We start from the raw sequence: 24,574 nt of genomic DNA, 5'->3' as shown, positions 1-24,574 counted from the left end.
TCAAACGGCATTTCAAGCCGACTTTTTCAACACAATCGGCCATGGGCAGTCGTTGGATAGCCTGCAAAATTTGTCCACCCAGGCTATCGGAGACGCAACAGCGTCAGCCCACTCGTGCCACGGCCGGCGGCGCCCAGGTGCCGTTGATGATCGATGGCGTGCGCTCGCTCGGCCAATACATCCGCATCATGAGCACGAACTTCCCTTCGGGGGCAGGCAGCCAGTTCGATTCCTTGTCCTTGCCCGGGCTGTCGTGCTGGATGTACAGATCCACCGATCCATCTGCATTGGCTTTGAGGTTCTGTCGAGCGCTGATCGAGTAGCGATTGATCGGGTTGCGGACGAAGAAATAGTCTGCGCTGTACATCGTGACCGACCAGAACCCGTTTGCCGGCGGCAGCTGTCCCTCGGGGAAGCGCATGACATACCGGTGCCTCCCACTGTACGCGTCTCCATGCGCGTCCTTCAGCGAGGTAGGATAGACCGCATCCTCGATTCGATTCGCGCCGAGTCCGATGGCGGTCACCAGTGCCCGGTTCAAATAATTGGTGCCGTATATGCCGGTCTGCGTGTCGAACATCCAGCCATTCACGTTCCTGACGGCGCTGTTTTCCCTGATCTGGAACAGGATGCGGTCGAAGCTGAGCTGCGGGACACGTCTGGCGAGTTCCGGATGGAATTTGCTCTCGTCGAAGCTCCTGCCCGGGACCAGGCCGATTCTGGCGAAATGGGCAACTGCGGCGGCGTCCTCTGCAGCGGGAGGATTGCGCTTCATCAGTTCGGCGAGAAGCGTGAAGTAGCTTACGGCGTCCATCCGGATCACCTGATCGCGCACCGCCGTTTTCATATCGACGCCGGGTTCGGGCCTCACGCGAGGAGGAGTATAGGGCTTGCCATACGCACTCAGCGGAACGAGCTTGCATTGATCCTGTAGCGCGTGGACGGCGGCATAGTCTTCCGGCGTTCCGGTGCAATAGATCCTGCCGAGCAGCCAGACAATGCTCGTCGGCGACTTGTACTCCTTTACGCCCGGCGGCAGCGTACCGCGCCATCCGGGGCCGGTGATCACATAAGCCTGGGCGCCGGTTCCGGTGGTCCGCTTGCCTGGGACCTCGAAAACATTCGTCCATCCGTCGAGCAAGGGAAAGAGCGCATAGCGGCCGTCGAGATCAGGCAGGCTTAACACCCAGGGCTCATCGCCGACGTCGAACCATGCCGTCGTGTAGAGCGTATCCGCGTTGGGCGCCGTCACATCGGTGAAGGAAGCATCGGGATACTGGCGCAACCTGATGATCTGCCCCATCGGTGCATGGCTACCCTGCGGCGCATCCACATTAGTCATCACGCGGCGGGTCATCTCACTGGTGACGAGCGGGTAGCCATAGATGTAGGCATCGGACGCCACCCGGAAGTCCTCGAAGCCTTCGACCTGCTTCGAGAGATAACCCTCCTCCGCGAACGCGAAGCGGCCGAGCAGATAAAGGGCCGATCCGAAGCCCGACTTGAGCGCCATGCGCCGGGAATCATCCATGTTGTTCTCCACGTCATCAGGGATGTTTTGAAGACCGCAGGTCCGCTGGCATCTTCTGGTGTCGTCCGCAGCCAGTCGATTGGACCAAAGACCAGCACGGAATGTGGAAATCTCGGCGTCTGCATGCTATCCGGCAGGATTCGGCCTTGGCCCCGCCATGGAGATGAGTTGGGCCTTGGCCTAATTGTGAAGCTGCGCCAATTTTGGAGAATCCTCCTTGTGCCACGAGGGCGGTTTCTCCTGCGGGGTTTGCCCTGACAAGCGAGATGAAAAACCGAATCAGGCACCGACAAGCCTGGCTGCAATGCTGATGACTCTTGATCATTTACTCACAGGAGAAAATGCAATGGCGCTGTTGATCCGACTGGCACGAGTTCTGGCGCTGTTCACGGCATCTGCGATCACCGCATCGGTCGATGCCCAACCGGCGCCAGACGCTCCAATCACGCAGAAAAAACCTCCGGCAAATGGCGGCAAGTCGACAAGGAAGTCGCCTGAGCCGGATTTCAAATTTGTCGTCGAACCACAGGCAATGGACTTGCTGAAAGCGGCCAGCGACAAACTTGCGAGTGCGAAGACGATGTCGTTCACCGCCACCGTCAGCTATGAATATCCGAGCAAGCTCGGTCCGCCGATTGTTTATACGATGCGATATGACGTGACCATGCAGCGGCCAGACAAGTTGCGGATCGTCGTTCCCGGAGATGGCCCGGCCTCGGAGTTCTACTACGATGGCAAGGCGATGACCGCATACGCGCCAGCCGAGAATCTGGCTGCGGTCTCCGATGCGCCGCCAACGATTGAAGCAGCGTTGAAGGCTGCGTACCGGGATGCCGCGATCTACTACCCGTTCACCGATCTGCTTGTCGCCGATCCCTATGCCGCGCTATCTGGCGGTGCCATTCTCGCTTTCCGCATCGGCTCTTCCGCCGAAGTCGGCGGAACAAAGACGGACATGGTGGCATGGGCCAACAACGATGTGTTCCTGCAGGCGTGGATCGGTACTGAAGACAGGCTGCCGCGCCGGATACGGGCAGTGTTCCAGGCGGATCCACTGCGGCTGCGGCACGACATGCAGCTTTCGGATTGGAAGCTCGATCCCTCGGTACCGCCCGGCATCTTCGTCTCGCAGAAGGCACAGGCGGCTGGCCGAATGCCGTTCGTCTCGCCGGCGCCGCCGCCGCATGGCGTCAAACCTATCGTCAGTGGCATGGCGCCAAACCTGCCGCAGCCGAAATCCGGTCAATAGCCGGATGAAGCAAAGGAGATGCGATGAAACCGATTGTGCCGAGATTCCTCACGCTGCTCACTGCGGGCATGTGGGCCGGGGATGCGCTCGCATGGGCAAGCGCGAATCGCGTCGGCGGAGAAACAGCCCACACCGCCGGCGCGACCGCTCACGAGAACAGGTGGGGCGGCAGTTCGACCTATGTGGCGGGCCAGGGGGCGAGCCACACCAACGTTTACGGCGGCCAGACCGCGCACGCCTATGGTGGCGGCACGGAGCATACCAACGCCTACGGTGGCAGCACCTATGGCCGCTACGGCGAGGGCGCGTATCACACGTATCCGTCGGGCGCCACCGCGTATCACCCCGCCGGCTCCCCGGCATATCCAACCTACACGGCTTACCATCCGCCGGTGGTCGTATCGTCCACGTCCTCAAGCTGTTCCGGTTGCGCCGCCGCAGCCGGCGCGGTCGTCGGCGTGGCAGCTGGTGCGGCCGTGGCGTCGGCCAACACCGCAGCAGCGACGTCGTCGGCCTACAGCGCCGGAGTTGCGACCGGAGCCGCGATGGCCAAGGCACCGGCGTCGGGATCGTATGTCATCGGCATGAGCTATGCCGCGCTGCCAAGCGGCGTGACTGCGGTCACCAAGAATGGCATGACCTACTATGCCAGCAACAACGTCTGGTTCCAGCCTGCCTATGGCGCGAACGGCGTCTACTACAAGGTCGTCCCCAAACCATGATGGCGTCATTGCGGCCTGGCCGCACCACCGCTTGGTTGCGCGCCGGGGAAGAGCCTGAGACAGCGCCATGAAGCCTCTTTTCGTTGGAGCGATCGTATTCGTCTGCACGTTCCTTGGTGCGCAGTTCGGAATGTGGCTGAGCGCCGCTCTGCCGAAACACCATCTCGACGATCAGTCGAAAGACTCGATCAGGGTTGGCATTGGTCTGATCGCCACGATGACAGCACTCGTTCTCGGGCTCATCACCGCCTCTGCCAAGAGTTCTTACGATACGGTAGAAACGGAGGTGCGCACCACGGCCACCGAAATTCTCACTCTCGACCGCCTGCTTGCCCGATATGGGCCTGAAACCGGCGCAATTCGCGTGACCCTGAAACGCTCCATCGAGCAGCGGGTCGACGCGATCTGGCCACAAGCGTCCTCCCCTCGCGCCCAAGTGGACCCAAGCGCGTCATTGTCTGCCCCTGAGGCGCTGCTGGAGCAGATCCGCGCTCTGACGCCGTATAACGCTTCCCAACAGGCGATTCAGTCGCGTGCGCTGGAACTCTGCGAAACGCTGCTGAAGGTTAGGTGGATGGTTGTGGCGCAAGCGAATCAATCGATACCGCTGCCGTTTCTCGTGATTCTCCTGTTCTGGCTTACGATCACGTTCACGAGCATTGGATTGTTTGCCCCGAAAAACACGACGGTCGTCGCGGTCCAATTCGTTTGCGCGCTCTCTATCAGCAGCGCCTTGTTTCTCGTACTGGAGCTGAATGAGCCGTTTGACGGCCTGCTCAAGGTTTCGGCAGAGCCGATGCTTTATGCCCTTGCCCACATCAACCTCTAGATGAAAATTCCTGCCGCTTGGCGTTTGCCCGGGATCATGACCTGCAACGCTGTCGATGCGCTTGAAATAGGACACCGGCCATTGCTACACCTTCATCCCCGGCAGATTCAGCGAAGCGGTATTGCCGCCATCCACGGGCAGCGCCTGTCCGGTCACATAGCTGGCGTCATCGCTGGCGAGAAAGGCGATCGCGGCCGCGACTTCCTGCGGCCGGCCATAGCGGCGCAGTTCGCAGCGCGAGCCGAGCTTGTGCTCCTTGTCCGCGGCGCGGGCGCGCTCGAACACGGGCGCGGTCATGCCGGTCTCGATCAGGCCCGGGCATACCGCGTTGACACGCACACCGAATTCGCCGAGATCGCAGCATGAGGTCATCGTCAGGTTGATCACCGCCGCCTTCGACGCGCTGTACGCATTACCACCGGCGCCGGAGCGTATGCCCGCCACCGACGCGGTGTTGACGATGGCGCCGTAACGCTGCTCGCGCATGATGCGCGACACATATTTGGTGAAGTGCACCGCGCCCATCAGGTTCACCGCAATGACGCGCTGCCAGATGGCGGTGTCGGTTTCGCTGATGGCGGAATAATCGCCGCCGGAAATGCCGGCGTTGTTGCACAGCGCATCGACGCGGCCGTAGCGGCCCGCCACATCGGCGACGAAACCCGCCACCTCGTCTTCGACGCTGATGTCGAGCGCGCGGAACATCACCCGCGACGCGTCGCCCAGCGCTTCAGCCATTTCCCGCAATGCCGCTTCGTTGCTGTCGACCAGCGCCAGCGCGGCGCCCTCCTGGTACAGCCGCTGTGCTGTCGCGCGGCCGATGCCGCTGGCCGCGCCGGTGACGATGGCCACCTTGTCCGCAAATCGCATTTCGTCTCCTCCTTGCGTTATCGATCGTTATCGATCGTTATCGATTCCTGCTCAAGCCTTCTGTGCCATCGCCTGCTGCTGCATCTCGCGCCACAGCAGCTTGCCAGAGGCCGATTTCGGCAGCGTTTCGCGGAACTCGACGATGCGCGGAATCTTGTATGCCGCCATGTGCTCATGCGACCAGGCGATGATGTCTTCCGCGCTGACCTTGTCCCGGAAGGCTTCCTTCAATACCACCACCGCCTTCACCGTTTCGCCGCGCTTGGCGTCGGGCGCGGCGATGATGCAGGCTTCCTGTATCGCCGGATGATGGTAGAGCAGCGCCTCGACCTCGGCCGGCCAGACCTTGAAGCCGGAGGCATTGATCATGCGCTTCAAGCGATCGACCATGAAGAAGTAGCCATCCTCGTCCACCATCGCAATGTCGCCGGTGCGCAGGAAACGCTTGCCGTCGAACTCGATGAAGGCATCCGCGCTCGCAGCCGGATTGTTCCAGTAGCCCTGCATCACCTGCGGCGCCGACACGATAATCTCGCCCACGCCGCCCTGCGGCAGCAGGCTCATCGTTTCGGTGTCGAGGATGCGCGAATCGACGTCGTACAGCGGCATGCCCAGGCATTGCTTCTTCGGCCGGTCGGCGGGATTGATGTGCGTGGCGGCCATGGTCTCGGACATGCCATAGCCTTCGAGGTACGGGATGCCGAGCATGTCCTTCATCTTCTGCGCGATCGCCTCGGGCATGGCTGCGCCGCCGCCGCTGATGCGGCTCAGGCTGGAAAGGTCGTAATCGGCGATCCGCGGATTCGACAGCAGATCGACCACCATGGTCGAGATCAGTTGCACGCCGTTGACGCGATGGCGCTCGATCATGCGCGCGGCCACGTCGCGGTCCCAGCGCGGCAGCAGCACCATGGTCGCGCCGGCAAGCAGCGGGCTGTTCATGCTGCCCTGCATGCCGGTCACGTGGAAGAAGGGCAGCACCGACAGCAGCACCGTGTCGGCCTGGGTGCCGACCCAGTTGACGCCGGCAACAGCGTTGTACATCACGCTGCGATGCGTATGCATGCAGCCTTTCGGAAAGCCGGTGGTGCCCGAGGTATAGGGCATGACCGCGAGATCGTCGGGGCCATTTTCCATAGTCCCCGGGCGCAGCGCACGCGCGAGCATCCCGTGCCAGGGCGTGACGCCCGGTCCTTCGATGGCCATGCGCGGCGCGGTCACGAATGGCGGCGCGGCATAGTCATGCTCGCGCTCGAGGTAGTCGGAATAGGTCGCGACGATCAGGTGCTCCAGTCCCCCGCCCTCTTCGCTGCCCGCGCCCATCAGCGGCGCGATCTGCGCATGCAGGTCCTGCGCGGCGAAGGCGACCTTCGCGCCGGTGTCCTTCACGTAATGGCGCAGCTCGTCGGTCATGTTCATCGGATTGACCGGCACCACCACCGCGTCCGCGCGCAGGATGCCGTAATACGCAAGCACGAACTGCGGGCTGTTCTGCATGTAGAGCAGCACCCGGTCGCCGCGCGCCACGCCGCATTCGCGCTGCAGGAAGCCGGCGATGCGCTCGGCTTCGTCATGAAAGCGCGCGAAGCTGATCGGCGTGTCGTAGAACAGGATGTATGGCTTGTCAGGATAGCGCGTGGCAGACACCTGCGCATTGAAGAACAGGTGGGTGCGCGGCAGCGTCAGATGGCGCGGCTGATTCTTGGGCCAGAAGGCAAGGTGCAGGTCGGACATCGATGTCGTTGAATTTTCGTTGACGTTACGGGAGCGCCTCAGTCCAGGCGCTCCACCAGTTGCCAGGCCAGCTCGGCCAGCGGCCGCGTGCGCTTGCCCGCGGCGAGCGCCTCGGCGCTGGAGGCATTGCCCTGCAGCGCGCGCGCCATCACGCCCTGCAGGATGCCGGCCAGGCGGAACATGTTGAATACGATCGCGTATTCCCACTGCTCGCGCGGTATCCTGCTTCGGCCGGTGCGGCGGCAATAGGCGGCCACGTACTCCTCTTCGCTCGGTATGCCGAGCGCCTTCAGGTCCAGGCCGGCCAGGCCGCGCGAAGCGCCGGGAGCCATGCGCCAGGTCATGCAGTGATACGCGAAGTCGGCCAGCGGATGGCCGAGCGTCGATAGCTCCCAATCCAGCACGGCCAGGATGCGCGGCTCGGTCGGATGGAAGATGACGTTGTCGATGCGGTAGTCGCCATGAACGATGCTGGTTTCATCGCCACTCGGGATATGCTGCGGCAGCCAGTCGATGAGACTGTCCATCGCTTCGATGCGCTCGGTTTCCGAAGCCCGATACTGCTTGGTCCAGCGCCCGACCTGGCGCTCGAAGTAATTGCCCGGCTTGCCGTAATCGGCCAGGCCGATCGTTGCGTAATCCACACTGTGCAGCGCGGCGATGACGCGGTTCATCTCGTCGAACATCGCGGTGCGCTCATGCGGCGCGTAATCGGGCAAGGCCGAATTCCACAGGATGCGGCCATCGACATGGTCCATTACATAGAAAGCCGTGCCGATCACGTCGAGGTCTTCGCACAGCGCATGGGCTTTCGCTACCGGCACATCGGTGTCTGCCAGCGCGCGGATGATGCGGTACTCGCGGTCCACCGCGTGCGCCGACGGCAGCAACTTGCCGGGCGGCTTGCGCCGCATCACGTAGCGCTTGCCGCCGGCTTCGAGCAGGAAAGTGGGATTGGACTGGCCGCCCTTGAATTGTTCGACCGTCAGCTCGCCACGGAAATCATCGACATGCTGGCGCATCCAGGCGGCCAGGCGTTCGACATCGAAGGCATGCTGCGGCGCGACCGGCCGGGTGCCGCTGAAGCGTTCTTGCGGATCTGCACTCATATCGTTTGCAAGGAAAATTGGGAATGCGGCTTACACCGCCGACACGCCGCCATCAACCGCCAGCGCCTGGCCAGTGATATGGCGCGAAGCTTCGCTGGCCAGGAAAACTACGGCGCCCTTCAGGTCTTCCTCGCCGCCGATGCGATGCAGCGGCGCACGCGCAATCACCGCGTCGGCGACCTTCTCGAGCAGGCCGGCCGACATCTTCGATGGAAAGAAGCCCGGGCAGATCGCGTTCACGTTGATGTTGTACTTGCCCCATTCCGAGGCCAGCGCGCGGGTGAAGTTGACCGCCGCGCCCTTGGAGGTGTGATAGGCGATGGTCGTGACATTGGTTGCGCTACCGCGCAGGCCGGCGACTGAGGCGATGTTGATGATCTTGCCCGAGCGCTGCGGAATCATGCAGCGCTTGGCGACTTCCCGCGCGACGAAGAACACCGAGTCGACGTTGAGATTCAGCACCTTGTGCCAAGCTTCGTCCGGATATTCCTCGGCCGGTGCATTCCAGGTCGCGCCGGCATTGTTGACCAGGATATCGATGGTGCCGAAGCGCTGCACGACGGCGTCGACCATGCCCGGTATGCCTTCGGGCCTGGACAGATCGTTGACGACGGTCAGCACTTCAAAGCCCATGCCTTCGAGATGCGCCTTCGCTTCCTGCAATTCATCGGCCTTGCGCGCCGTGATGGCCAGCTTGCAGCCCATCTCGCCCAGCGCTTCGGCCATCTGCAGGCCGAGGCCGCGCGAGCCTCCGGTAACCAGCGCGATCTTGCCGTCGAGCTGGAACAGTTGTTTGACGCCCATGCCATGTCTCCTTGTCGTCCTGTCGCATGCCGCCGGCCTCGTTGCGCTTACCCTTGATGCGGCTGAGGTATCAGGCAGAGCGGCTGGCTATTCGAGGATACATTGACGTTCTGCAATGCAGAACTTCGTTTCGTTTTTGCTATGGTAGCAGCGCGGTGCAAGTGCGTAAAGCCTGTCGTACGAGCGATCAACGATCAAAAATCCTCGTTGGGATGCGCAATGCCCATGCATGGACGCTCCTTGCATGCAGCGCGCGAAACTTGTCATGGCCTGACGAGGCCTTGCGGATGAAGGCTGATGCCAGGGCAGGTGCGCATCAACCTTCAGGCGGGATAGCGCGGGCTTATAGGTCCTTTGCCGCGGTGGAACTGCTAATCGGCATGTTTCGCTGTTCATGCAGATCGCCGGCGCAGGTATCTGCCATTGGATCGGCCAGATATTGTTTGGTAAGGGAATCTATCCATTTGTGCGCGTGCAGCGGCACGGATAGCGGCGGCGCGTTTTCGCCGGTGGCGTAGGCATGCACAGCATTGGACTTGCGCTGCATTGCCATATCAAGGCCTTGCGCCGCGGCCCGCCCCAACCCACCCAAGTAGAAATAGTCTTCCGCGACGCACGAGCTCGCACCCAGTGCCACGGCAAGGGCGTTCGCCTCGCTTTCGCCAATCCGGTTGCCGGAAAGCGCCAGGCTGCGCAGACTCGTGCTGGACATCAGAACCTGCGAAAGGGCTCGCGCGCCGTCGCTGCCGATATCACAGCCCTGGATAGCAAGAGCGCCAAGACCGACTTTGCGCATCAGGACCTTCGATAGCGACGCCATGCCGGCATCGCCAAAACGGTTCCCGCAGAGGTTCAGCGAGCGTAGCTGCGTATTGGCTGCCATCCCTTCGCACAGCAAGGCGACCCCTTCCGCGTTGATGTTGCATGCCGGGAGCTCGAGCGCAGCGAGGTGCTGGTTCTTTGCCAGCATGCTGCCCAGCGCGCGAGCGCCAGCGGCGCCTACCTGATTGTCACGGATCAGCAGCGCGACCAGGGCAGCGTTGTTGCCAAGTGCCGCGAAGATGGCGGCCATGCCTTTGTCGCCCATCCCAATACCAGAAATATTGAGCGCGAGGAGGGTCGCGTTGTTTCTCAGCGCAACGGACAGAGATTCCGCACCATCATCGCCGATGGGGTTGGCTTCCAGATCGAGCACACGCAACGTCGTGTTGGAGTTCGCAGCCGCAACGAGTGACTCGGCAAGGAAAGCCGCTCCTTCCGCGCTGATGCCGTTGTTCCCCATACCCAGAACGCGAAACGACGCGTTGCGCTTCAATGCATCGGCCATCGCGCGGGCGCCGCTGTCCCCGATGTTGTTGCCGAACAGCTCCAGTATGCGCAGAGTCGGGTGCCCGATCAGCCGGAAGGCCAAGTCCTTCGCGCCAGCACTGGAGATGGAGCATTTGTTGAGAGTCAGTGAGACGAGCGTGGTGTTCGATACGAGGGCATGCACCAGCTTGGTCACCCCGACATCACCGATCTCGTTACACGAAAGATTGAGTGCACGCAGTCCGGTGTTCTTCTCCAGGGCATCTGCTAGAAGCTCGACGCCGCGTTGACTCAGGGTGGTATTCGTCAAATGCAGTCTCGTGAGACGTGCATTCTGTGTCAGCATCGCCGCCAACGCGGCGGCGGCGTCATCATTGAGCGCAACGGACAACAGGTTCAGTTCATGCACCTCTGCCGGAGCAGTCTCCAGCCACTTACAAAACTCGAGGAATACCTCTGGCTTCAGATAGGTGTCGAGCGTGATTGCGTTGTTGTTGACCCAGCCGGCAAAGTTTTGCCATTCGGGCTTGTGCTGCCCATCGTGAAGATTGTCAGTTGAGGATGGCGTTTCCCTTGGGCGATACGTTGTAGAGAACGATGAGTACGAAGAATGCTTGGAATCGCGCAACATGCTTGCCTCCCTATAGGCTGTGGACAAGGTTAAAGGAACCCGCTTTTGTGGGAAACAATCACTCGGAGTTCCAAGCGCAGGCAAACGGGCCGCCTTTGCCCAGGGGCTGAGCGCCTTTGTTCGCGATATCGTCCGAATCGACATCGCGCTCCATCGCATCAGCTGCCGGGCGCGACACCTCGCGTATGGTCGTGCGTCACAACCGCCGCTTGCGATTGATTGATATCGTCCAGGCTGCGCAGCGCTGTCATTCGGTCGACTTCGGGAATGGAAGGCATCCTGATGAGGGCATCGAGCATACGAGTCATCAGTTCGTCCGGGTAGCCTTGGGGCGCCATTGCCCGCAAGCCTTTCATTGCCGCCGGCCTGCGTTTTTCCAGCTCTGCGCAAGCTGCGTTGTCAGCCAGAAGGCTTTTCAACAGCTGCAGATCCTGCTGCGGGAAATGCATGTCGTGAAAACCGATCACCTGCACGACCTTGTTGTCCCGCACGGCAGAGAGCAACCCGGAGCGGGTAGCGACTTCCATCTCGACACTGCCGAGCCTGATTTCAGTAAGTGTTGTGTTGCTCCTGAGCGCCTTGACCACTGCAACCATGCCGGCATCAAAAAAACAGGGATCGCACTCACCGGGAAAGGACTTGTTGACGTCGAGGCTGAGGAGCATCTTGTTGACGAGCAGCGCTTCGGACAATGCGCTGAGTCCTTTATCGCCGAAAGCGTTCTCGCGCAGGTTTAGCCTGGTCAGCCTGGAATTACTTTTCAGCGCCTCGCACAGCGGCGCCAACATGGGCTCGTCGATGCCGCAGCTGCGCAACGTCAGCTCATCGAGTGTTCCATTTCCTTTCAGCGTCTCTGCCAGGGCTTCGGCGCTGGCCTGATCCATGGGGTTAGAGAGGACCTCAAGGGTTTGCAATGTCGTATTGGCCTTCAATGCCTTGAACAGGACCTGCATGCCGCCGACGGATACCTGGGCTTCCTGGTCCACGTACAGTGCTTTCAATTCGGCAGACGAGCTTGCGAGCCAGTCTGCAAGATGCTGCAGCGACGCATCGCTGAGCGGTGATCGAAGCCGCAAGCCATCGTTGACAACAGCCTGGGAAAACTGCTGCCACTCGGGCGTGGATGCCTTGGCTGCTAGAGCATCCGGTGCGTTACTCAGGGTAGCCGGGCTGGATGGACGAGGGGACGAGGTAGGGGACGAAGTTGGTCTCATGGTGACTCGCTTGTCGCAATCAGTGAATGGGAAGCCACCTTGGTATCACACCGCCGGGAGAAGTTCCTGCCCTGAACTGCCGTGGCAAGGCTGTCCATTACACCGGGAGGACAGCGACATCAGAGTCCCGCGCTGCGAGCCGGCTGCAACCGCCATGCGGGAAGACCGCGCCCCACACGAGGGAGCGCTTTGTCCAAGCTTGGAGACGCTTCTCGTTTTGAGCGCCTTTGAATGTCTTTGAGCGCCTATCGATTAAGAAGGCCGTCATCGTTCCACGATGACAGTCATGCTCCCTGATGGCTTTCGCAGGCATTTGCGCACGTATCGCTGGTGCGCCCATCAACCTGATCAGCAGGCCGCTGCGTTCAAGCCAGCGACATCGCGCCCCGGCCCGCCGTGCAGCGCACCAGCATGGCCACATCGAGGATCAGCGACACGCCGCCGTCGCCGAGGATGGTGGCGCCGGAAATGCCCGGCACCCTGCGGTAGTTCGATTCGAGGTTCTTCACCACGACCTGCTGCTGACCCAGCAATTCATCGAGCAGCATCGCAGCCTTCATGCCCTCGGATTCGAGAATGACCAGGATGCCGTCCGAAGGCTCGGTGCAGCGCGTCTCGATACCAAAGACCCGGTGCAGCGCAATGATGGGCAGATACTCGCCGCGCACCTTCACCACCCTGCCCCGGCCGGCGACTTCCTTCACATCGTCAGGCAGGGGCTGCAGCGATTCGGCCACGAAGGACAGCGGCAGGATGTAGACCTCGTCGCCAACCTTCACCAGCATGCCGTCGAGGATGGCCAGCGTGAGCGGCACCGAGATCGAGATCGTAGTGCCGAAGCCGCGCGCGCAGCGGATGTCGATGTTGCCGCCCATGGCGCCGATGTTGCGCTGGACCACGTCCATGCCGACGCCGCGGCCGGAGACATCGGTGACTTCTTCGGCGGTGGAAAAGCCTGGCGCGAAGATCAGTTGCCAGACTTCGTCGTCGGGCATGTCGTCGGATACCGGCAAGCCGTTGTCGCGTGCCTTTTGCAGGATGCGTTCACGGTTCAAACCGGCGCCATCGTCGCTGACTTCGATGACGATATGCCCGCCCTGGTGCGCGGCCGACAACGACAAGCGCCCGGTCTCGGGCTTGCCGGCAGCGATGCGCGCCTCGGGCGTTTCTATGCCATGGTCGACGCTGTTGCGCACCAGGTGCGTGAGCGGATCGATGATGCGCTCGATCATGCCCTTGTCCAGCTCGGTGGCGGCGCCGTGGGTGACGAAATCCACGCGCTTGCCGAGCTTGGTGGCGAGGTCGCGCACCATGCGCGGAAAGCGCGAGAACACATAGTCCATCGGCATCATGCGGATCGACATCACCGCTTCCTGCAGATCACGGGTATTGCGCGAGAGCTGCGCCACGCTGGAGAGCAGGCGCTCGTGCAATACCGCATCGAGCGCGCTGCTGCGCTGCGCGATCATAGCCTGGGTGATGACGAGTTCGCCGATCAGGTTGACCAGTTGATCGACCTTTTCCACGCTCACGCGTATCGATGTCGATTCGAGATGGGCCGCCTTATCCGCAGCGGCCGCGCGCGTGGCCAGCGGCTCGGCATGTGTGCTGATCTGCGTTGTGTCGGACTGCGCCGGGCTGGTCTCGGGCAAGGGCTCGAAGAAACCATAGCTGCCATCCGGTGCGGTATAGGCGCCGCCGACAGCCTCTTCTTCCACGCTGACTTCAGCCGGATCGAACATGAAGGCGCAGAGATCGAGTATCGCGCTGCGGTCCTGCGTCGTCTCAACCTGCAGGCCGATACGGCCATCTTCACGCGGCGCATCGACCAGGCTGCCCATCGTGCCGAGTTCTTCCTTCAGGCTTGTCAGCGCATCCGCATCCATGCCGGGCAGCGTAATCGCATAGCGGCGGACATGGGCTTGCGCGCTTCTTGCCGTTGTCGCGCCATGCGACGCCTCGGCATCGCTTTGCGCCAGCAGCGCTTCAAGACGCGCGCGCATGCGCTCGACCTGCGCCCCGTCCACCGCCTCGTCATGCCTGTGGCCATCGAGCTGCATCTGCAGCACATCCTTGGCGCCGAGGAAGGCTTCAACATGCGTCGGAGTAATCGCCATTTCGCCGCGGCGCATGCGGTCCAGCAGCGACTCCAGCCCATGGGTGAATTCCGCCATGTCGGCCATGCCGAAGGTGGAGGCGCCGCCCTTGAGCGAATGCGCGGTGCGGAAGATCGCCGCGAGTTCCTCCATGTCCGTCGCATCGGGGTCGAGCGCGAGCAGCAGCCGCTCCATCTCGGCGAGCAACTCCTCGGCCTCCTCGAAGAAGACCTGATAGAACTGGCTGATATCGACGCTCATCCGACTATTCCCTCTGCCGCTCAGCCGATGACCTTGTGTACCACCTCGGCCAGGCGGTTCGGATCGAAAGGCTTGACCAACCAGCCGGTGGCACCCGCGGCGCGGCCCTTGTTCTTCATTTCATCGCTGGACTCGGTGGTCAGCATCAGGATGGGAGTGCGGGCATACGAAGGCAGCGCGCGCAGCGAGCGGATTAGCGTCAAGCCATCCATGCCGGGCATGTTCTGGTCGGTCAGCACCAGATCGAAGTCCTTCTGCTTCGCCTTTTCCAGACCGTCGCGGCCATCGGTCGCTTCGGTGACCTGGTAGCCCGCGGCCTTCAGGGTAAATACCAGCATTTGTCGCAGGGATCCGGAATCGTCCACCGCCAGTATTGTCTTTGCCATAGTGTGCAGTCGTGCCCTTGTTGTGTAGTTACCGCCCTTGCCGGGCCTTCAAAATTCAGTCAGAACAATTCCATGTCGCCGCTGTCGAGATGCCGCTGTCCGACGCTTTTGGACAGCGCTCCCGAGAGCTCGCGGCTGCGCGCGGCCAGAAGCTCGTGCATTGCCTCGATCTCTCCTTCGCCGCCGTCGGTCAGCGTCTGGGCGCCGGCGCCGAGGCCGGCCAGCATGTCGCGCAAGCCGGCAAGGCGACGCTCGGCATGGGCAAGCAACTGGCCTGTCATGTCTTCGAACTGCAGCGCGGTCACCATGGCCTTCGTCTGATTTTCGATGCCTGACAGGCAATCGAGCAGCGTTGCGCGCGCGTCATCGGACATCGTGGGTGCTTGCGTGCCGGCCGCCATCAACACTTCACGCTGACGCGCCGTGTCCGCGCAGATGGCCTGGAAACAGCCGCCAAGCCGCTCGATGGCCACCGCAAGCAGCAGCCGGGTCTGCGCCAGATCGGCGCCGATTTCATCCAGATGCGCGCCGCCATGTTGGGTCACGCCATCAAGCAGGCGCTGGAGCTCGGTGGTCGCCGAACCGGAATGTGCGCTCATCTGACTCTGGTCTCCATGGGAATGGTCCATGCTCATCTCGGCTTGCCGATCGCGGACTGCGCCGCTTCGCCGGCGGCGGCAGCCACCGATTCGGCGTTGCGCGGCGCAAGAATCTGCTGCACCGCGGCGGCTTCATTCGAGCGTGCTGCTGCGCCCTGTTGCGCGGATGCGGCCGGCGCGGTGGGAACAGCGGGAACTGTGGGAGCTGCGGGGTTTGCCGCGGCCTCAGGCTGTCCCGGCGCAGTTGCCCCCGGCTGACCATTGATCTGCGCCCCCGCCTCGGCGCCGCTGGAAACATTGACCGCGCCGCCATCGCGGGTCGCGTTCTCCTCGGCCTTCTTGTTCATCACGATGATGCTGATGCGGCGGTTGGTCGGGTCATACGGATCGTCCTTGTTCATCAGCACCGCCGATGCAAGGCCGACCACGCGCACGATCTTGCCTTCGCCCAGGCCGCCGGCGATCAGTTCGCGCCGTGAGGCGTTGGCCCGGTCGGCCGACAACTCCCAGTTGCTGTAACCCTTGTCGCCGGTGGAATACGCATGCGCATCGGTGTGGCCGGACAGGCTGACCTTGTTCGGCACTTCGTTCAGGACCTTGCCGATCTCTCGCAGGATGTCGCGGGTGTACGGTTGCACCTCGGCCTTGGCGCTGGCAAACATCGGGCGGTTCTGCTCGTCGACGATCTGGATGCGCAAGCCTTCGGTTGTGATATCGATCAGCAGCTGCTTCTTGAACTGCTTCAGGTTCGGGTTGGCGTCCATCACCGCTTCGATGCGGTTCTTCAGCGCCTTGAGCCGCTCGCCCTCCATGCGCTCGATATCGGCCTGTGCTGCCTTGAGGTCATAGGTCTTCTTCGGCGCTTCCTGCGTGCCCTTCTTGACCTGGCCTTCGCGCCGGGTCAGGTCGCGGCCGCCGCCCTGGATCACGCTGGAGCTGTCGCCGCTGCCCGAGCCGCCCGACATGGCCACCTTCAGCGGCGTGGAAAAGTATTCGGCGATGCCCTGCAGATCGCCCTTGGCGGTCGAGCCCAGAAGCCACATCAGCAGGAAGAAGGCCATCATCGCGGTCACGAAGTCGGCATAGGCGATCTTCCACGCGCCGCCGTGGTGGCCACCGCCACCCTTCTTGATGCGCTTGACGATGATGGGACGCAGATTGTCGTCGGCCATGATGGTTCCGCTTCGTCTTTATTTGGCCTTGGCCTGCTTGATGTGTTCTTCGAGTTCCTTGAACGACGGACGCTCGGTGGAGAACAGCACCTTGCGGCCGAACTCGGTCGCCACCGCCGGCGCATAGCCGTTCAGGCTTGCCAGCAGCGTGACCTTCACGCACTGGAACATCTTGGAAGACTCGTGCAGCTTCTGCTCGAGCAGGCCGGACAGCGGGCCGATGAAGCCGTAGGCCAGCAGAATGCCGAGGAAGGTGCCCACCAGCGCATGCGCGATCAGGATGCCGAGTTCGGCCGGCGGCAGGCCCACCGATTCCATCGTATGCACCACGCCCATCACCGCGGCCACGATGCCGAAGGCCGGCAAGCCGTCGCCGAGCTTGGCGATGCAGTGCGCCGGCACTTCGCCTTCGTGGTGATGCGTCTCGATTTCGTTGTCCATCAGGTTTTCGATCTGGAAGGCATCCATGTTCCCGGACACCATCAGACGCAGATAGTCGGTCATGAATTCGACGATGTGATGGTCGGCCATGATGCCGGGGTACTTGGAGAAAAGCGGGCTTTGCTCGGGATCGTCGACATCGCCTTCGATCGACATCAGGCCTTCCTTCCGAACCTTGTTCAGGATCTCGGAAAGCAGCGACATCAGTTCCAGGTACAGGTCCTTGGTGTAGCGCGAACCCTTCAGCACCGAAGGCAGCGCCTTGAAGGTCGCCTTCACCGATTTCATGTCATTGCCGACGAAAAAGGCGCCGATGGCTGCGCCGCCGATCATCAGCACTTCCAGCGGCTGCCACAGCGCCGCGAGATGTCCGCCCGACATCGCAAAGCCGCCGAAGACGGCGCCCAGCACTACCACATATCCGATTATGACTAACACGTTCGCCCCACTCCGCTGTGTCCGCCGCTCTGGCTGACTGACATACGCACTTCGCTCATTTCCCGGCGCACGTCACCCGACGGCGCTCTTTCTGGATTACGGCAGCGGTATTGAAAACTTGAGATGAGGCAACATTATTTCCTGGGTTTTTTCACGGCGACGGCTGCAGCGGTGGTTCCTGCGCCTGGCAACTTCCACCCGTACAGCATTTTTCCGTCGGGATGAGTGGGTTCGGCGAAGCTGGGCGCGACGCCCGGGATCGTGAATTCATGTGACAGCAGCAGCGAACCGGCACGCATTTCGGCCGCGGCTTTTTCCCATAGCCGCGGCATCGCTGCCGGCGACAGATAGGCGAACACCACGTCGTACTGCGCCAGGTCGAGCCGGTGATAATCGCCGCGCAGAAAGTGGCCGCGGCCAGTCATTGCCTGGCGCAGACGGCTGGCGAGCCAGGGCAGCGGCGCCAGTTCGATGCCTTCGAAGCGGGATTCGGGACGGCGCGCAGCCAGGTCGAGCACCATGCCGCCCAGGCCGCTGCCGATATCGATGAAGCGCAGGCTCCCCTGCGGCAGCGCCGCCGCCACGGCCTTGCGTGCCGCCGCGCCTGACAGGTACAGCGGCACCTGGGTGCGGAAGGTGGACCAGTACAGCGACACCAGCAGTGCGAAGCCGGCCAGGGCAAGCGCCGGCGGCAGATGCAGTTCGAGCGAGGCCAGCAGCAGCGGCAGGAAAACGAGATGGATCCACGGCCACCAGGCCGCCTGGCGGCGACGACTCGAAATCCAGGCCGCCAGCATGCCCTGCACGCAGGCTGCGGCGAACAGCGGCAGCCGCGCCGACGGCAGCAACAGCCGCAGCAGATGCAGCCCGCCGAACAGCAGCAGGCAGGCGAGGCATTGAATCAGCAAGGCTTCCACTGCGGGCGGAATGCGCAGGACAGCGCGCTGGGCGCCGCGAACCTGCGGCGCCGCCGGACGGGAAGCGGACATGAGAGTCAGGCAGCGAGGCTGTCGCCGCGGGCTTTCTTGGTCTTGCCGGCGCGCGAAGGCATGTGGCACAGGCCGCAGGCATAGTCGTGGCTGAGCTCGAAGCTGTGGGTGACGAAGTCGCCGCCGCATTCGCGGCATTTTGCCGTCGTCAGCATCTTGCTGTCGAAGAAGCGCACCAGGGTCCAGGCGCGGGTCAGGGACAGCACCGGCTCTTCGCCAGGCGCGGGCTGCATCTGTTCCAGGTAGAGCTGATAAGCCTTCATCACCGCTTCGATGCCGGTCGCGCCGGCATGGTCGACCAGGTAACGGTAGATATTGATGAACAGGGACGAATGGATGTTCGGCTGCCAGGTGATGAACCAGTCGGTCGAGAACGGCAGCATGCCCTTCGGCGGCGACACGCCCTTCAATTCCTTGTACAGCTTCAGCAGCCGCTCGCGCGACAGCGAGGTTTCCATCTCAAGCAATTGCAGGCGGGCGCCGAGCTTGATCAGGTCGATCGCCAGTTGAATGTCGCGCGCTTCGGATACCAGGCTTTTGGTGGCCATGTTCTCGTCTCTCGTCTCTGGTGTCTGGTACTTGGTTGAGGCAGCGTGCGTATCAGTGGATTTCTTCGACCGGCTGGCCAGCCATCAGGATGGCGGCATGGGTCTGGGAGAGCGAGCGCTCCTTGGTGTGGCTCGTGAGCATGCCGAGCACGGCACTGTCATCGAAGCGGAAACGCGCCAGCATCAGATTGGCGCTGGCCAGCTTGAGCAGCTGCGCATTCGACAGACCTTCGATGAGCGAGGCGACTTCCGCGCTGATACCAAGGCGATAGATGGCGCATGTCTTGTCGGCGCGGATCATCTGCTGAGCCAGCATCAGGTAGTTCAGATTCGCGTCGCGGATCTCCGCCATCATGTCGTTCATGTTCATGCTCTCTCTCCTGTCCGTTGGTCGCCGGTTTGCCCGGTTGCTTTGCCGATGGAGAGAGTGTGCCGCTTATGATGCCGTGCGGAAATAAGCCGTTCTCTGTATTTCTAGTGAGAAATTTTCCTATGGACTTGTAGGCTTTTGTCTTACAAGAGGGAAATACCTGCTTCTCCGTGGCCGAACATCGGCAACGGAGCGGAGCGAGAAAAACTGCGGAGTATTCGGCAAGTCATTGAAAACACGTAGCATTATCGGCGGCAACGGACGGATTTTCTGGCTTGCGCAAGACCTACAATGGCATTTACGGCAAGCTCGGCGAGAAATTTAGGGTCGGAAGAAAAATTTTTTCGACTCGATTTTCTGCGCCTTGCAGGAGGTGTATCGGCAGCGCTAACGAAAAATTTAGGGGCCGATAGCGATTTTTTTGCATTTTTCTTATGTCTTTCTGTCGTGCGTTCGCTACACGGATGAAATTCCGTCAATCGAACATGGAAACCGCTTCAGGGAAGTGCGCAAAGCCTGGAGACGTTGTCCGCCCATGCCGTTGCCGAAAGGACTACCATGTGCGCTCCCTCGTCCTTCGACACCTCACCATGGAACAAGCCGTCAATACCGAACACTTGTGGATGCCTTTCACCGCCAATCGGGAATTCAAGGAGCGACCGCGGATGCTGGTTTCCGCCTCCGGCATGTATTACACCAGCGACGATGGCCGCCAGATTCTCGACGGCACCGCCGGCCTGTGGTGCGTGAACGCCGGCCACTGCCACCCGAAGATCACCGAAGCGATACGGCGCCAGGCCGGCGAAATGGATTTCGCGCCGCTGTTCCAGATGGGACATCCAAAGGCATTCCAATCGGCCAGTGCATTGGCGGCGATCGCGCCGGAAGGCCTGGATCGGGTGTTTTTCTGCAATGACGGATCCGAATCGGTGGACACCGCGTTGAAGATCGCCCTCGCCTGGCACCGTGCCCGCGGCGATGCGCAGCGGGTACGGCTCATCGGGCGTGAGCGCGCCTACCACGGCGTCAACTTCGGCGGCATTGCCGTCGGCGGTATCGCCGGTAATCGCAAACAGTTCGGCGCGACGCTGGCCAATGCCGACCACCTGCGCCACCCGCTGGATATCGAACGCAACGCCTTTTCCCGCGGCCTGCCTGAATACGGCGCCGCACTTGCCGACGAACTTGAAGCGCGTCTGCTTGCGTTGCACGACCCGAGCACGGTTGCGGCGCTGATCGTCGAACCAGTGCAGGGATCGACCGGCGTGATCCTGCCGCCGAAGGGCTATCTGCAGCGCCTGCGCGACATCTGCGACCGGCACGGCATCCTGCTGATCTTCGACGAAGTCATTACCGGTTTCGGCCGCCTGGGCGCACCCTTCGCCGCCGATTATTTCGGCGTGGTGCCGGACATGATCACTTGCGCAAAGGGATTGACGAATGCCGCCGTGCCGATGGGCGCGGTGATGGTGCGACGTGACATCCATGACATCTTCATGGAGACCGCACCGCAGGGCGCGATCGAACTGGCGCACGGCTATACCTACAGCGGCCATCCGCTGGCCGCGGCGGCGATGCTGGCAACCATGGAGGTCTACCGCGAGGAAGATTTGTTCGCCCGCGCGGCGGCCACCGCACCGTATTTCGAGGATGCGGCGCACAGTCTGCGCGGCCTGCCCTTCGTCAAGGACATCCGCAATCTCGGCCTGGTGTGCGGCATCGAACTCGAGTCGCTGCCCGGCAAGCCGACGGCGCGCGCCATCGATGTGTTCCTGCGTTGCTTCTGGGACGAGGGTGTGCTGGTGCGTACGACCGGCGACATCATTGCGCTGTCGCCGCCGCTGATCATCGAACCGGCGCAGGTCGACCGGATTTTCGATGCGATTGCCTCGGCCCTGCGTGCGCAGGCGGCGCAGCCGAGCTCGGCGTTGTACGGTCAGCGCGAAGCGACAGCGCCAATCGCCTGAGCTAACACTGCGGGATGGGACCAGCGTCACCGAGGAAAAGCTGACTCCCCTTCCCTAGTTCGTTTGCCGCACTTACCATGGCGCCCCCATCCCACGACACGCCAAGCATGCACGACTACGACGATGAACCGCCTCCGGCGCCGGTGCGCCCCTGGATCCACCTGGCCACCAGCGGCGATGTGGAAGGCTGGATCGAAAGCTACAACCGCGACCTGCAGCGCACACTGGAGCGCACTGCGAAACCGTTTTCGCAGCCGGTCGGCCAGGGCATCTGCTTCACCCTGAGCGCGGGCGGCGACATCTACATGCACACCACCGGCGAAGGCGATGTGCTGCTCGATGTGACGCCGGAAGCGGAATGGGCAACGCCTGTCATTACCGCCGCCACCGGGGTGGAAGCGCCCGGCAGGCAGATTTGGGCATTGCCCGGCAATCTGCTGACGCAATTGATCCTTGGCCTGTCACTGCTGATCGATACCAGCCGCATCGTGACGAAGCACGATTTCCGCAAACGGCGTTACTGAAGGCGCGCTTGCGCCATGGTCGAGGCGCGTAAGTTCTGCTTCAGGCGGCCAGCATTTCCCAGGCATTGCGGCCGGCGCGTTTGGCCGCGTACAGCGCTTCATCCGCCGTCTTCAACAGGCTTTCCGGCGTGCCCGGCTCGCCCGGGCCGCTGACAGCAATGCCGATGCTGGTCGACACCGCGCGCAGCGCGCCGGCAATCGAGAACGGCGATTGCATCGCGCCCAGGATCTTGTCCGCCACCAGCGTGGCTTCGTCGGCGCTGGGCAAACCTTCCAGAAGAATCACGAATTCATCGCCGGCCAGCCGCGCGACGGTATCGCTGATGCGCACGCTGGCTTTCAGACGCTGCGCGAATTGCACCAGCACTTCGTCGCCGCCGTGATGACCGAGGCTGTCGTTGATGGTTTTGAACCGGTCGACATCCAGAAACAGCAGCGCCAGCCGGGTATTGCCGCGCCGCGCGCGAAGAATCGCTTCGGCCAGCCGATCCTGAAGCAGCGAACGGTTGGGCAAGCCGGTCAGGGCATCGAAGCGCGCCAGCCGCTGCAGCTGGCGCTCCACCCGCTTCTGCGCACTGATATCCGTGGCCAGCCAATGGAAGCCGAGCACCCTGCCATGCCTGTCACGATCGGGCACGAATTCACAATGCAGCACGCGAGCCGCATCGTCGACGCCCAGGGCATGCTCGAAGGACATGCGATCCCCCTCGAGCGCGGCCTGCAGATGCGGCAGCAGCGCCGGATAGGCCGCCTCGCCGAAAGCCTCGGCAACGGTCATGCCGGTCAGGCTGCCGGAGCGCGCCAAGGGCAGTTCGCGCGCGTAGTTGTTGCTGAAGCGGAAACACTGATCACTGTCGACGTAGGCGATCAGCGCCGGCAGATTATCGGCAATCGCCCGTATCCGTGCTTCGGCGGCGCGCAGTTCAGTGATATCGGCGCTGAGCGCATGAAATCCATGGACTTCACCATCCTGGCCGACGTCGGGCAGATACACGGTATGCACATGGCGGGTGCCATCAGGCGTGGCGGCTTCAAGCTCGAATTCGACCCGGTTTCCGGCCAGCGCGGCATCAATGTTGTCGATGCGGTCGCGATAGCGTTCTTCGCCGATTACATCGGCCATCGGTTGCCCGAGAATGGCCGACATCGGCTTGCGCAAAATCTGCTGCATCGTCGCATTGACGAAGCCGAAGCGACGGTTGCGATCGACATAGGAAATCAGCACCGGCAGATTGTCCGTGATCGAACGTATCTTTTGCTCGCTTTCGGCCAGCGCACGCTCGCTACGCTGACGCAGCCGCAATTGCCGGATGAAGCGCCATCCGGTGAGTGCCACTACCGTGGTCAGCAACAACAGCGCGGCAGCATTGCTGGCGGCATCGCGCTTCCAGTTCAGCAGCACATCATCGTGCGCCAGTGCTGCAGTGACCAGAATCGGATAGCGCTCGGAATGCTGGTAGGCATAGATCCGGGCAACGCCGTCCAACTCCGATCGCCGATGCGTCGAGCCGCTGCCGGGATGATTCAGGTAATCCTGGAAAATCGCCATCGAGGACAGATTCTTACCGATGCCCGATTCGACGAATGGCAACCGGGCTAGCAGCGTGCCATCGTCGCGTAGCAACGCAATCAGGCCGCGCTCACCAAGATTGAAACGGGCGTAGTACTTCTGAAAGTAAGACAGCGGAATGGTGGCCAGCGCGACGCCGGCGAAGCTGCCGTCAGGATGGTCGATGCGGCGCGAAACGGTCAGGATCCAGTCGCCGGTGAGCCGGCTGCGCACTGGCGGGCCGATGAACGGGCCGGGTGTCGCATGGTCGCGGTGATATTGGAAGTACTCGCGGTCGGCATTGTTTGCATTCCTTGGCAGCGTGCGTAGCGAATTGGCGATCCACCGCCCGTTCTCGTCATAAACGAACAGACCAGCCAGTTGCGGCAGCGCTGCGGCCTGAGTCGCCAGGATGCTGTTCAAATCCTCGAGAGCATCAGCCTTTCCGGCGTCGTGACGCGCGCGGTGGACGATGCCCACGAGGATCATGTCGGCCGAGGTGACAGCATCATCAACCTGCTGCTCAACGGCGTGCGCCAGGTTCGTCGCCGCGACTTCACCTTCATGCAATTGTCTTGCGCGCGACTCCCAGCTCGCCCAAACACCCACAGCGAGCAGCACGGCGCATAACAGAGCGAGGAATACGCTTGCGCTGACCGCGGGCTGTGACAGACGCTTGAATGTCCCGCTGTGGATATCTCGCCGGCCACGCACAGCCTTACTCAGAAAAGTTTCCATACGGCATTTTCGCAGATTTCTCTGTTACCGTTGAGGCGAAAAAAGGGGGAAAAGATTGGGTTACTGGCACATTCCCGGTTTTTCGTTACTAAGCCGGCAAGATTTCTCATCCCTTCCGGAGAATGTATGAAAAAGCAGCTTGCCATGGCTCTTCTCGTTCTGACTGCCTGCAGTGCCCATGCCCAATTCTTTGGCGATAGCCGCAGCCGTCAGGATGATGCGTACAAGCAGTACCTCGCCTGTGTAAAGAAATACGCAGAATCTTCCGCCGGCCAGAACGCCCTCCCTTCCGACATCGCTTCGGCCGCGCTGTCAGCCTGCGATGACCACTATCAGCGCATGTTGCTCCCTACCTATGAATTATTCGGCTACACCCAATGGGCCAATGACGTGCTGACAGAAACCCGGCAGAAAGCGCGCGACTATGCGATACAGGCGGTGCTGGAAGCGCGGCGCATACGCTGAAGCGGCAATCCCGATTTACCCACAGCTTTC

General features: G+C 62.0%; 21 protein-coding genes and 1 pseudogene. 6 read left to right on the top strand and 16 right to left on the bottom strand.

Annotated elements, in window-relative coordinates; all coding sequences use genetic code 11:
* Positions 1-103: 103 nt before the first annotated feature.
* Complete coding sequence (locus JJB74_RS06075; protein ID WP_200590941.1) at positions 104-1,531, bottom strand: DUF1254 domain-containing protein; 1,428 nt, start codon at positions 1,529-1,531, stop codon at positions 104-106.
* A gap of 346 nt (positions 1,532-1,877) precedes the next feature.
* Between JJB74_RS06075 and JJB74_RS06070 the strand changes: the two genes are divergently transcribed.
* The 3 genes from JJB74_RS06070 to JJB74_RS06060 all read left to right on the top strand — a co-directional run bounded on the left by JJB74_RS06070 (position 1,878) and on the right by JJB74_RS06060 (position 4,331).
* On the top strand, positions 1,878-2,780 hold the full coding sequence (locus tag JJB74_RS06070) for a DUF2092 domain-containing protein (protein WP_200590940.1): 903 nt from the start codon (positions 1,878-1,880) through the stop codon (positions 2,778-2,780).
* Between the two features lie 35 nt (positions 2,781-2,815).
* Positions 2,816-3,502: a hypothetical protein gene (locus tag JJB74_RS06065; protein ID WP_325170097.1), complete on the top strand. Its 687-nt coding sequence runs from the start codon at positions 2,816-2,818 to the stop codon at positions 3,500-3,502.
* Between the two features lie 67 nt (positions 3,503-3,569).
* Positions 3,570-4,331, top strand: coding sequence for a bestrophin-like domain (locus JJB74_RS06060; RefSeq protein WP_200590938.1), 762 nt, complete (start codon positions 3,570-3,572; stop codon positions 4,329-4,331).
* A gap of 84 nt (positions 4,332-4,415) precedes the next feature.
* Here JJB74_RS06060 and JJB74_RS06055 read toward each other — a convergent pair whose 3' ends face one another.
* From JJB74_RS06055 to flhD, 14 genes and pseudogenes are all read right to left on the bottom strand, one after another.
* Positions 4,416-5,201: an SDR family NAD(P)-dependent oxidoreductase gene (locus tag JJB74_RS06055; RefSeq protein WP_200590937.1), complete on the bottom strand. Its 786-nt coding sequence runs from the start codon at positions 5,199-5,201 to the stop codon at positions 4,416-4,418.
* Positions 5,202-5,252: 51 nt separating this feature from the next.
* Positions 5,253-6,935, bottom strand: coding sequence for a long-chain fatty acid--CoA ligase (locus JJB74_RS06050; RefSeq protein ID WP_200590936.1), 1,683 nt, complete (start codon positions 6,933-6,935; stop codon positions 5,253-5,255).
* A gap of 38 nt (positions 6,936-6,973) precedes the next feature.
* Entirely contained in the window at positions 6,974-8,044 is a 1,071-nt protein-coding gene (locus JJB74_RS06045; protein ID WP_200590935.1) for a phosphotransferase, read from the bottom strand.
* Between the two features lie 30 nt (positions 8,045-8,074).
* Positions 8,075-8,848 carry an SDR family oxidoreductase gene (locus JJB74_RS06040; protein WP_200590934.1) on the bottom strand — a complete coding sequence of 258 codons (774 nt, stop codon included), beginning with the start codon at positions 8,846-8,848 and terminating at the stop codon, positions 8,075-8,077.
* 343 nt (positions 8,849-9,191) lie between these two features.
* Entirely contained in the window at positions 9,192-10,787 is a 1,596-nt protein-coding gene (locus JJB74_RS06035; protein ID WP_200590933.1) for a leucine-rich repeat domain-containing protein, read from the bottom strand.
* A gap of 158 nt (positions 10,788-10,945) precedes the next feature.
* Positions 10,946-12,001 carry a leucine-rich repeat domain-containing protein gene (locus JJB74_RS06030; protein WP_200590932.1) on the bottom strand — a complete coding sequence of 352 codons (1,056 nt, stop codon included), beginning with the start codon at positions 11,999-12,001 and terminating at the stop codon, positions 10,946-10,948.
* 365 nt (positions 12,002-12,366) lie between these two features.
* A complete protein-coding gene (gene cheA, locus JJB74_RS06025) occupies positions 12,367-14,358 on the bottom strand; it encodes a chemotaxis protein CheA (RefSeq protein WP_200590931.1) in 1,992 nt (663 codons plus the stop codon).
* Between the two features lie 20 nt (positions 14,359-14,378).
* Positions 14,379-14,744 carry a response regulator gene (locus tag JJB74_RS06020; RefSeq protein ID WP_200590930.1) on the bottom strand — a complete coding sequence of 122 codons (366 nt, stop codon included), beginning with the start codon at positions 14,742-14,744 and terminating at the stop codon, positions 14,379-14,381.
* Between the two features lie 59 nt (positions 14,745-14,803).
* On the bottom strand, positions 14,804-15,343 hold the full coding sequence (locus JJB74_RS06015; protein ID WP_200590929.1) for a chemotaxis protein: 540 nt from the start codon (positions 15,341-15,343) through the stop codon (positions 14,804-14,806).
* 278 nt (positions 15,344-15,621) lie between these two features.
* A pseudogene (gene motB / locus JJB74_RS06010) lies at positions 15,622-16,515 on the bottom strand (flagellar motor protein MotB); the annotation flags it as partial.
* Between the two features lie 18 nt (positions 16,516-16,533).
* Positions 16,534-17,394, bottom strand: a complete 861-nt coding sequence (gene motA / locus JJB74_RS06005) for a flagellar motor stator protein MotA (protein WP_200590927.1) — start codon at positions 17,392-17,394, stop codon at positions 16,534-16,536.
* 134 nt (positions 17,395-17,528) lie between these two features.
* Positions 17,529-18,383, bottom strand: coding sequence for a class I SAM-dependent methyltransferase (locus JJB74_RS06000; RefSeq protein WP_200590926.1), 855 nt, complete (start codon positions 18,381-18,383; stop codon positions 17,529-17,531).
* A gap of 5 nt (positions 18,384-18,388) precedes the next feature.
* A complete protein-coding gene (gene flhC / locus JJB74_RS05995) occupies positions 18,389-18,931 on the bottom strand; it encodes a flagellar transcriptional regulator FlhC (protein ID WP_200590925.1) in 543 nt (180 codons plus the stop codon).
* A gap of 52 nt (positions 18,932-18,983) precedes the next feature.
* Positions 18,984-19,301 carry a flagellar transcriptional regulator FlhD gene (flhD, locus tag JJB74_RS05990; RefSeq protein ID WP_200590924.1) on the bottom strand — a complete coding sequence of 106 codons (318 nt, stop codon included), beginning with the start codon at positions 19,299-19,301 and terminating at the stop codon, positions 18,984-18,986.
* 590 nt (positions 19,302-19,891) lie between these two features.
* Here flhD and JJB74_RS05985 point away from each other — a divergent pair.
* Together JJB74_RS05985 and JJB74_RS05980 are read left to right on the top strand one after the other, a co-directional pair.
* Positions 19,892-21,268: an aspartate aminotransferase family protein gene (locus JJB74_RS05985; protein WP_200590923.1), complete on the top strand. Its 1,377-nt coding sequence runs from the start codon at positions 19,892-19,894 to the stop codon at positions 21,266-21,268.
* Positions 21,269-21,345: 77 nt separating this feature from the next.
* Positions 21,346-21,792, top strand: a complete 447-nt coding sequence (locus JJB74_RS05980; RefSeq protein WP_234484004.1) for a hypothetical protein — start codon at positions 21,346-21,348, stop codon at positions 21,790-21,792.
* A 40-nt stretch (positions 21,793-21,832) separates the two neighbouring features.
* Here the strand turns inward: JJB74_RS05980 and JJB74_RS05975 are convergent, their stop codons facing one another.
* The gene (locus JJB74_RS05975) at positions 21,833-23,911 is read right to left on the bottom strand and encodes a bifunctional diguanylate cyclase/phosphodiesterase (RefSeq protein WP_200590922.1); all 2,079 of its coding nucleotides are present in this window, start codon (positions 23,909-23,911) and stop codon (positions 21,833-21,835) included.
* A 294-nt stretch (positions 23,912-24,205) separates the two neighbouring features.
* On the opposite strand from JJB74_RS05975, the gene JJB74_RS05970 reads away from it, so the two are divergent.
* Entirely contained in the window at positions 24,206-24,544 is a 339-nt protein-coding gene (locus JJB74_RS05970; protein WP_200590921.1) for a hypothetical protein, read from the top strand.
* Positions 24,545-24,574 lie beyond the last annotated feature (30 nt).

The sequence above is a fragment of the Noviherbaspirillum pedocola genome (assembly GCF_016632335.1).
GTDB classification, from domain to species: Bacteria; Pseudomonadota; Gammaproteobacteria; order Burkholderiales; family Burkholderiaceae_D; genus Noviherbaspirillum_A; species Noviherbaspirillum_A pedocola.
This window is presented reverse-complemented; position numbering and strand designations above follow the sequence as displayed.